Source organism: Serratia sp. N21D137, assembly GCF_047530005.1.
Lineage (GTDB): Bacteria > Pseudomonadota > Gammaproteobacteria > Enterobacterales > Enterobacteriaceae > Chania > Chania fonticola_B.
Map to the genome: position 1 here is coordinate 171141 of NZ_JBLJAJ010000008.1, position 8083 is coordinate 179223.

An 8083-nucleotide genomic window follows, 5' to 3' on the forward strand; every position below is an offset into this window, starting at 1 on the left:
AACGCGGGAGATAAGGGCCTATGAGATGAACATCAAACCCAGCGCCCCACCAGGGTCCACCTCGGTGCGATGGCAGCTGTGGATCGTGGCTTTCGGCTTCTTTATGCAGACGCTGGATACCACCATCGTCAATACCGCGCTGCCCTCCATGGCAGCCAGCCTGGGGGAAAACCCGCTGCGCATGCAGTCGGTGATTGTTTCCTATGTGCTGACGGTCGCAGTAATGCTTCCTGCCAGCGGATGGCTGGCGGATCGGGTAGGTGTCAAACGGGTATTCTTCAGCGCCATCGTGCTGTTCACGCTCGGGTCGATCCTGTGCGCCCGTTCGGAAACCCTGAATGAGCTGGTGGCCTCCCGCGTGATACAGGGCATCGGCGGCGCGATGATGGTGCCGGTCGGCAGGCTGACGGTGATGAAAATCGTCCCGCGTGAACAGTATATGGCGGCGATGACCTTCGTCACCCTGCCCGGCCAGATCGGCCCGCTGATGGGACCCGCCTTGGGGGGCTTTCTGGTGCAATACGCCAGTTGGCACTGGATCTTCCTGATCAACATTCCCGTGGGGATCGCCGGAGCGATTGCCACCGCGCTGCTGATGCCCAATTACACCATGCAGACCCGGCGTTTCGATATCAGCGGCTTTATCATGTTGGCAATTGGCATGGCGACGCTGACGCTGGCGCTCGACGGGCATAAAGGCATGGGGCTTTCCTCTGCCACCATCGCCGGGCTGGTGGCAATGGGTTGCGCTGCGCTGGCTGGTTACTGGTTGCATGCCCGAGGTAACAGCCGGGCGCTGTTCTCACTACGACTATTCAAGACGGCAACCTACCGCATCGGTCTGACCGGCAGCCTGTTGGGGCGGATCGGCAGCGGGATGTTGCCCTTTATGACCCCGTTGTTTTTGCAAGTGGGCATGGGATTTTCCCCGTTCCACGCCGGATTGATGATGATCCCGATGATCATCGGCAGCATGGGCATGAAGCGCATCGTGGTGCAGGTGGTTAACCGCTTCGGTTATCGCAATGTACTGGTGGCCGCCACCCTGATGCTGGCGCTGGTTACCCTGAGTTTTCCGCTGGTGGCGATACTGGGCTGGGTTTATCTGCTGCCGGTGATACTCTTCTTCCAAGGCATGGTTAACTCCCTGCGTTTTTCCGCCATGAATACCCTGACGCTCAAAGATCTGCCCGATCGGCTCGCCAGCAGCGGCAACAGCCTACTGTCTATGGTGATGCAGCTATCCATGAGCCTGGGCGTCAGCATTGCCGGGATCCTGATTGGCAGCTTCGCGCATCATCAGGTGGTGGCCGATAGCCCGGCTATCCACAACGCCTTTATCTACAGCTATGGCTGCATGGCGCTGATTATTGCCCTGCCGGCGCTTGCTTTCGCCCGCGTACCGACCGACATCGCCCCCAACCGCACGTTGACCAAAGAGCCGGGCACCGGCTCCACGAGGAAACAATGAGAATTGGCATAACCGGCAAGCTGTTTATGGCGATCTTCGCCACCTGCATGTTGGTGTTGATCACCATGCACTGGGGCGTACGCGTCAGCTTTGAACGGGGTTTTATCGACTATATCAAGCACAGCAACGAGCAACGCATCAGCATGCTCGGCGACGCGTTGGAAGATCAGTATCGCCGCCACGGCAACTGGGAATTTCTGCGAAACAACGATCAGGTGGTGTATCAGATCATGCGTTCGTTTGAGCAGAACAGCGACAGTAGCCACAATCTGCCCCCCAAGGGCTGGCGCACCCAATTCTGGGTGGTGGACAGCCAGTATAACCGGCTGGTGGGTCATTCCGGCCCGATCCCGAAAGAAAGCACCCGACACCCGATCCATTACAACAATCAGATCGTCGGTTGGGTGGTGGCGACTCCACCGGAAAAGCTGACGCGCAATGCGGACATCAACTTCGATCGCCAACAGAAGCGCACCAGCTGGATGATCGTTGGGCTATCCACCTTGTTGGCGGCGGCAGTCACCTGGCTGATGTCGCGCGGCCTGCTGGCACCGGTTAAACGCCTGGTTGCTGGTACCCATCGGCTAGCGGCGGGTGATTTCAGCGCTCGGGTGGCGGTCAGCAGCCAAGATGAGCTGGGTCGGCTGGCACAGGATTTCAACCAGCTTGCCACCTCGCTGGAAAAGAACGAACAGATGCGGCGGGCGCTAATGGCGGATGTTTCCCACGAGCTGCGTACCCCACTGGCGGTACTGCGTGGTGAGTTAGAGGCGCTGCAAGACGGCGTTCGCCAACCCACACCGGCTTCGCTCAGTTCGCTACAGGCGGAAGTCTCAACCCTCACCAAATTGGTGGACGATCTGCACCAACTGTCACTCTCCGATCTCGGTGCCCTCGCCTACCGTAAATTGCCGGTAGATTGTGTGCATCTGGTGCAGATCGCAGTGGCGGCCTTCCGTGAACGTTTTCATACCAAACAGTTGGAAATCGTCACCTATCTACCGGAACAGATGCCACTGTTTGGCGATCCTGACCGACTGCTCCAGTTATTCAACAACCTGTTGGAAAACAGCCAACGCTATACCGATGCCGGTGGTCGGCTGGAGATTGGTATCGAACGCCTGCCGGGAACGGTGCGGATTTACTGGCAGGACAGCGCCCCAGGAGTGAATGACGAGCAGTTGGCTCTCATCTTCGAACGCTTTTATCGCACTGAAGGATCGCGTAACCGCGCCAGCGGCGGTTCGGGGCTGGGGCTCTCCATCTGTCAGAACATTGTGGAGGCACATGGCGGCGAGATCCGCGCACAACACTCGCCTTTAGGCGGCGTGCGCATTACAGTAGATTTCCCCATCTCTGGTGAATAATAAGGTTGTTTGATGGAAAACCAAAATCAGCCACTACAAATCTTGATTGTGGAAGATGAACCCAAGCTGGGCCAACTGTTGGTAGATTATCTGCAGGCTGCTGGCTACGTCACCCGCTGGCTGAGCAACGGCAGCGAGGTGATCCCGGCGGTGCATGAACATCCACCGGCGCTTATTTTGCTGGATTTGATGCTGCCAGGCTGCGATGGCTTAACCGTTTGCCGTGAGCTACGCCGTTTTACCGATATCCCCGTCATCATGGTGACCGCCAAAATCGAGGAGATCGACCGCCTGCTGGGGCTGGAGATCGGGGCGGATGACTACATCTGCAAGCCTTACAGCCCGCGCGAAGTGGTTGCCAGGGTGAAAACCATCCTGCGCCGTTGCTATCGGCCCCAGGAACATAGCGATGATGATTCACTGTTGCAGATTGATGAGCCACGCTTTCAGGCCAGCTATCAGGGCCATATCCTGGATCTGACTCCGGCGGAATTCCGCCTGCTGAAAACCCTGGCCTGCCAACCGGGCAACGTGTTTTCACGCGAACAACTGCTGAACAATCTGTACGACGATTACCGGGTGGTGACAGACCGTACCATCGATAGCCATATCAAGAACCTGCGCCGCAAGCTGGAGCTGATCGACGGCGACAAGGCGTTTATCCGTTCGGTCTACGGGGTGGGCTACCGCTGGGAAGCCGAACAGTGTCGGCTGGTCAATGGGCTGTAACGCTTACAGCGTCCAGTCTTCCACCTCAAGCTCCGCGACCATAGTGAAAGCCCGATCGCTGGTCACTATGGTTGCACCACGGCTTACCGCATGTGCGGCAATAAGCTGATCCAACGCCCCCATCGGTCTGCCTTGTTTTTCCATACTTGCGCGCATGACACCATAGCAATGCGCCGCCGCAGAGTCCCAGGAGTAAACGGTGACGGCGTCCAGGAACATCATCACCGTCTGTTTTAGCGCCTTGTTCTGCCGCTTGGCGACACCATAAAGCAGTTCCGCCTGGGTTATGCTGGAAATACACACCGACGATGGCGGTACCCGGCCCATAGCCGCAAGCAGCCGGGGATGTTGACGAAAAAGCTGGCTCACCGTGTTAGTGTCGAACATATACATGACTTACTGTTCCTCCTTGAACGGATCCCGTTCTGCTACCCCTTGCTGGCGATCGTCAGCAGTCAGGAAGTCAGCAGGAACCGCCACGTTTTGCAGCATGGTCAGTAGCGGTTGCCAGGAGTCCAATTTCATTGGATGCTTCGACAAGATAACGTTACCCTGTTCATCCCGGCGAATATAAACCTGATCGACATCGAATTCGAATTCCACTGGCAATCTCACCGCCTGATTTCTACCGTTTTTAAAAAGCTTGGCGACTCTTTCCATATTGCACCTCCTCACGCTGGCATAGGCCAAAGCATATGCCTATTTTGAGTGGATGCCAAGGCCAAGCTGCCTGTTTTTTGTTCGCATAAGGAATGCGGATATCAGCCACCCTATCCTCTCAACGTAGCAAAATCATCTGCCTCCTAACGTTTTATGCCAACGATGCGAACCGCTACGCAATCGCCAATGTAACCAGGGGCAACCTCCCTCCAGCCCAACCTGGCAACGAATACAACAAGCCACCCATTTCTGTGCACTGGTACGCATTACTTCACCGTTAAAAAAAGCGCTTGCTGAGACATTAGCTACACTTATCTCACTTATTGGCACTAATCAGGAGCAGGACCATGGCAAGCGGACATTATGAGCTGACAAAATCGAGCAACGGGCAATATCACTTCAACCTGAAGGCCAGCAATGGCGAGATCATTCTCTCCAGCGAGATGTATGCCAGCAAAGCCTCGGCGGAAAACGGGATTGCGTCCGTGCAAACCAATTCGCCTCATGAGGCGCAGTTTGAAGTGAAAATCAGCAGCAACAACAAACCCTATTTCGTGCTGAAAGCCAAAAACCATCAGGTGATTGGCACCAGCCAGATGTACAGCTCGGATAGCGCAGCGAAAGGCGGGATTCAGTCGGTGATCAAGAATGGCCCAACCACAGACGTGCGTGATTTAAGCGTATAAATCTCATCCGGCCTGCGCGCGGTATCCACTACCGCGCGGTTTTTCTGATGATGAAGATCAATCTCCCTTGAAAATTTCCGGTTAATTGCTGATTTCTTGGCGGGCTGCCGCTACAATCCCCCGCTTTCACTGCGCCATTGGGTGGCGCGGTGCTGACCTGAAATCAGACCGAGAATCACTATGTTTACACCAGAACTCCTCTCCCCGGCGGGAACGCTGAAAAACATGCGTTACGCCTTTGCCTATGGGGCCGATGCGGTTTACGCTGGCCAGCCGCGTTACAGCCTGCGGGTACGTAATAACGAATTTAACCACGAGAACCTGCAGCTCGGGATTAACGAAGCCCATGCGCTAGGCAAAAGGTTCTACGTGGTGGTTAACATCGCGCCACACAACGCCAAACTGAAAACCTTCCTGCGTGACCTGAAACCGGTGATCGACATGGGCCCGGACGCGCTAATCATGTCCGACCCCGGTTTGATCATGATGGTGCGCGAAGCCTTCCCGCAGATGGACATTCACCTCTCGGTGCAGGCTAACGCGGTCAACTGGGCAACGGTGAAGTTCTGGCAGCAGATGGGCTTGACGCGGGTGATCCTTTCCCGCGAGCTGTCGCTGGATGAAGTGGCGGAAATCCGTAGCCAGGTACCAGAAATGGAGCTGGAGATCTTCGTGCATGGCGCACTGTGCATGGCCTATTCCGGCCGCTGCCTGCTTTCCGGTTACATCAACAAACGCGATCCCAACCAAGGCACCTGCACCAATGCCTGCCGCTGGCAGTACAAGGCAGAAGAAGGCAAGGAAGACGATACCGGCAGCATCGTGCATCTGCATGAGCCTATCGCGGTGCAAAACGTTGAGCCGACGCTGGGCATTGGCGCACCAACCGATAAAGTCTTTATGCTTTCCGAAGCGCAGAAACCCGGCGAGTACATGAGCGCGTTTGAGGACGAGCACGGCACCTACATCATGAACTCAAAAGATCTGCGTGCCATCCAGCACGTAGAGCGACTCACCCAGTTGGGCGTACATTCGCTGAAGATTGAAGGCCGTACCAAGTCGTTTTATTACTGCGCCCGTACCGCACAGGTTTATCGCCGTGCCATTGACGACGCCGTTGCCGGTAAGCCCTTCGACCCCAGCCTGCTAACCACGCTGGAAGGCCTGGCTCATCGTGGCTATACCGAAGGTTTCCTGCGCCGCCATACGCATGATGCCCACCAGAACTATGATTACGGTTCCTCCATTTCCGAACTGCAGCAGTTTGTCGGAGAATTTACCGGGGTGCGCCGTAACGGCTGGGCAGAAGTGGATGTAAAAAATAAATTCCTGGTCGGTGACAGCGTAGAGATGATGACGCCAGGGGGTAACGTGTTGTTTACCCTGGAAAGCCTGCAGAACAAGAAGGGCGAGACGATCGATGTCGCTCCGGGCAACGGCCATATCGTTTATTTGCCGATCCCCGAGGATATCGACCTCAATTATGCGTTGTTGATCCGCAATTTGCCGCAGGACGATAGCCAGAACGGTTAAGATGTTTATCGCCACCCACCTGGGTGGCAATTTTTGGCAAATATTAGAATCAGATCACATCAATTAGCGCGCAGCTTGGTTATTATCAGGCTGCTTAAAACTAATAACGAAAATATTTGCATAGCAATACTAGGAACCACCTCCTTAGCCAGCCCAATCTCCCTTGGGTTGGCCTTTTCTTTTTTATCCCCTTAAATTTCAATCAGCTGAAAATTTCATTGGTTTTTTTAGGATATTTCTTGCATTGCGCCAAGCGGCTTATCATTTTCCCTGCAATATATAAATTATTCTATAGCGATTAATAAGGTCGTTAATACCAACGCTTAACTTGCGTGAAAGAAAGGTATTTCCCCCCATTGGGCATTGATTATATAAATACCCTGTAGCAGCCAAACGCGGCATTACCTGAATATTCTTATGGCCCGCTACCGGATTGTGGTTTATCGTTAATGGCTTGGTTTAGGGTTCAAACTACTGGGAAGCCCCACCTGGCCACCGTTTGACAGCCGATTCGTTTTTCGCCATAAGGATCAGGAATGCACCAATATGCACCAGCACTGCTTATCATCAATGGTAAAAGCTCCGGCAACGAGGAAGTTCGCGCAGCGGTGAACCTGCTGCGCCATGAGGGCCAGACCCTGCATGTCCGCGTCACCTGGGAACTGGGGGATGCCGCTCGTTACGTCAAAGAGGCTAGCCAACTGAGGGTTGAAACCGTGATCGCCGGGGGTGGCGACGGTACCATCAACGAGGTCGCTGCCGCATTGGCACAACTGCCCGCAGAGTTTCGCCCAATACTCGGCATACTGCCGCTGGGCACCGCCAACGACTTTGCTACCGCCTGCTCTATTCCCTTACAACCAGATTTGGCCTTGCAGTTAGCCATCAAGGGCCGAGCGGTGCCGATCGATCTGGCCAAGGTCAATGACGAGCGCTATTTCATCAATATGGCGACCGGCGGCTTTGGCACCCGCATCACCACCGAAACCCCGGAAAAACTGAAGGCTGCGCTGGGGGGCGTTTCCTATTTTATTCATGGGCTGCTGCGCCTGGATGCGCTGAAAGCCGACAGTTGCGAGATCCGCGGGCCAGATTTCCATTGGACCGGAGAAGCGCTGGTGATCGGTATTGGCAACGGTAGGCAGGCCGGGGGTGGGCAGAAACTTTGCCCTGGGGCGCTGATTAACGATGGTTTATTGCAGGTGCGCCTGCTCACCGCCGAAGAGTTGCTGCCTACGCTGGTCAATATCTTGTTCAGCGGTGAGGAAAACAGCAACGTAGTCGATGCCTCATTGCCATGGCTGGAAATCACCGCGCCGCATGAAATCACCTTTAACCTTGATGGCGAACCGCTGACGGGCCGTGATTTCCGCATTGAGGTGCTGCCTGATGCTATCAAGTGCCGCTTACCGCCAAATTGCGATCTGCTGGGATAAGCAAATAAGCCACGTGCTCAGATCGAGCAAGCTTTAGCCCGGCGTAACGCCCCTCACCCTAACCCTCTCCCACAGGGCTGAGTGATCCCCAGTAATATGGTCAGCATCCCATGACCATATTACTGTACTCATTCCCTAACTTTTTCAGCATATTAACTATATTCATCCGTCTCACTATTCCCGCTCTGTCTCTCAGGACCT

The 8083-nt window shown here is 55.1% G+C and carries 8 protein-coding genes; 6 read left to right on the forward strand and 2 right to left on the reverse strand.

Translation table 11 applies throughout. From position 1 onward, the window contains the following. The first annotated feature begins 25 nt into the window (after positions 1 to 25). Genes ACMV5H_RS09370 through baeR form a run of 3 tightly spaced genes read left to right on the forward strand, consistent with a single transcriptional unit; the run spans position 26 to position 3567 of the window. Complete coding sequence (locus tag ACMV5H_RS09370) at positions 26 to 1471, forward strand: MFS transporter (protein WP_414821735.1); 1446 nt, start codon at positions 26 to 28, stop codon at positions 1469 to 1471. Further along, complete coding sequence (gene baeS / locus ACMV5H_RS09375; RefSeq protein ID WP_115159543.1) at positions 1468 to 2838, forward strand: two-component system sensor histidine kinase BaeS; 1371 nt, start codon at positions 1468 to 1470, stop codon at positions 2836 to 2838. Before ACMV5H_RS09370 ends, baeS begins: the two co-directional genes overlap by 4 nt. A 12-nt stretch (positions 2839 to 2850) precedes the next feature. Continuing rightward, complete coding sequence (baeR, locus tag ACMV5H_RS09380; RefSeq protein ID WP_094982771.1) at positions 2851 to 3567, forward strand: two-component system response regulator BaeR; 717 nt, start codon at positions 2851 to 2853, stop codon at positions 3565 to 3567. 3 nt (positions 3568 to 3570) lie between these two features. On the opposite strand, the gene ACMV5H_RS09385 is transcribed toward baeR, so the two are convergent. Both ACMV5H_RS09385 and ACMV5H_RS09390 read right to left on the reverse strand, forming a co-directional pair. Then, positions 3571 to 3960 carry a type II toxin-antitoxin system VapC family toxin gene (locus ACMV5H_RS09385; RefSeq protein WP_021807143.1) on the reverse strand — a complete coding sequence of 130 codons (390 nt, stop codon included), beginning with the start codon at positions 3958 to 3960 and terminating at the stop codon, positions 3571 to 3573. A 3-nt stretch (positions 3961 to 3963) separates the two neighbouring features. Beyond that, on the reverse strand, positions 3964 to 4227 hold the full coding sequence (locus ACMV5H_RS09390) for an antitoxin (RefSeq protein WP_021178792.1): 264 nt from the start codon (positions 4225 to 4227) through the stop codon (positions 3964 to 3966). A gap of 347 nt (positions 4228 to 4574) precedes the next feature. On the opposite strand from ACMV5H_RS09390, the gene ACMV5H_RS09395 reads away from it, so the two are divergent. The 3 genes from ACMV5H_RS09395 to yegS all read left to right on the forward strand — a co-directional run bounded on the left by ACMV5H_RS09395 (position 4575) and on the right by yegS (position 7882). Further along, positions 4575 to 4913, forward strand: a complete 339-nt coding sequence (locus ACMV5H_RS09395) for a YegP family protein (protein ID WP_021178793.1) — start codon at positions 4575 to 4577, stop codon at positions 4911 to 4913. 180 nt (positions 4914 to 5093) lie between these two features. Then, entirely contained in the window at positions 5094 to 6446 is a 1353-nt protein-coding gene (yegQ, locus tag ACMV5H_RS09400; protein ID WP_021178794.1) for a tRNA 5-hydroxyuridine modification protein YegQ, read from the forward strand. A gap of 536 nt (positions 6447 to 6982) precedes the next feature. Further along, positions 6983 to 7882: a lipid kinase YegS gene (yegS, locus tag ACMV5H_RS09405; RefSeq protein WP_414821736.1), complete on the forward strand. Its 900-nt coding sequence runs from the start codon at positions 6983 to 6985 to the stop codon at positions 7880 to 7882. Positions 7883 to 8083: the final 201 nt, after the last annotated feature.

Excerpts from the sequence above, each read along its gene's own strand:
- yegS (WP_414821736.1), top strand. The coding sequence starts at position 6,983 with ATGCACCAATATGCACCAGCACTGCTTATCATCAATGGTAAAAGCTCC.
- ACMV5H_RS09370 (WP_414821735.1), top strand. The coding sequence starts at position 26 with ATGAACATCAAACCCAGCGCCCCACCAGGGTCCACCTCGGTGCGATGG.
- yegQ (WP_021178794.1), top strand. The coding sequence starts at position 5,094 with ATGTTTACACCAGAACTCCTCTCCCCGGCGGGAACGCTGAAAAACATG.
- baeS (WP_115159543.1), top strand. The coding sequence starts at position 1,468 with ATGAGAATTGGCATAACCGGCAAGCTGTTTATGGCGATCTTCGCCACC.
- ACMV5H_RS09395 (WP_021178793.1), top strand. The coding sequence starts at position 4,575 with ATGGCAAGCGGACATTATGAGCTGACAAAATCGAGCAACGGGCAATAT.
- baeR (WP_094982771.1), top strand. The coding sequence starts at position 2,851 with ATGGAAAACCAAAATCAGCCACTACAAATCTTGATTGTGGAAGATGAA.
- ACMV5H_RS09390 (WP_021178792.1), bottom strand. The coding sequence starts at position 4,227 with ATGGAAAGAGTCGCCAAGCTTTTTAAAAACGGTAGAAATCAGGCGGTG.
- ACMV5H_RS09385 (WP_021807143.1), bottom strand. The coding sequence starts at position 3,960 with ATGTATATGTTCGACACTAACACGGTGAGCCAGCTTTTTCGTCAACAT.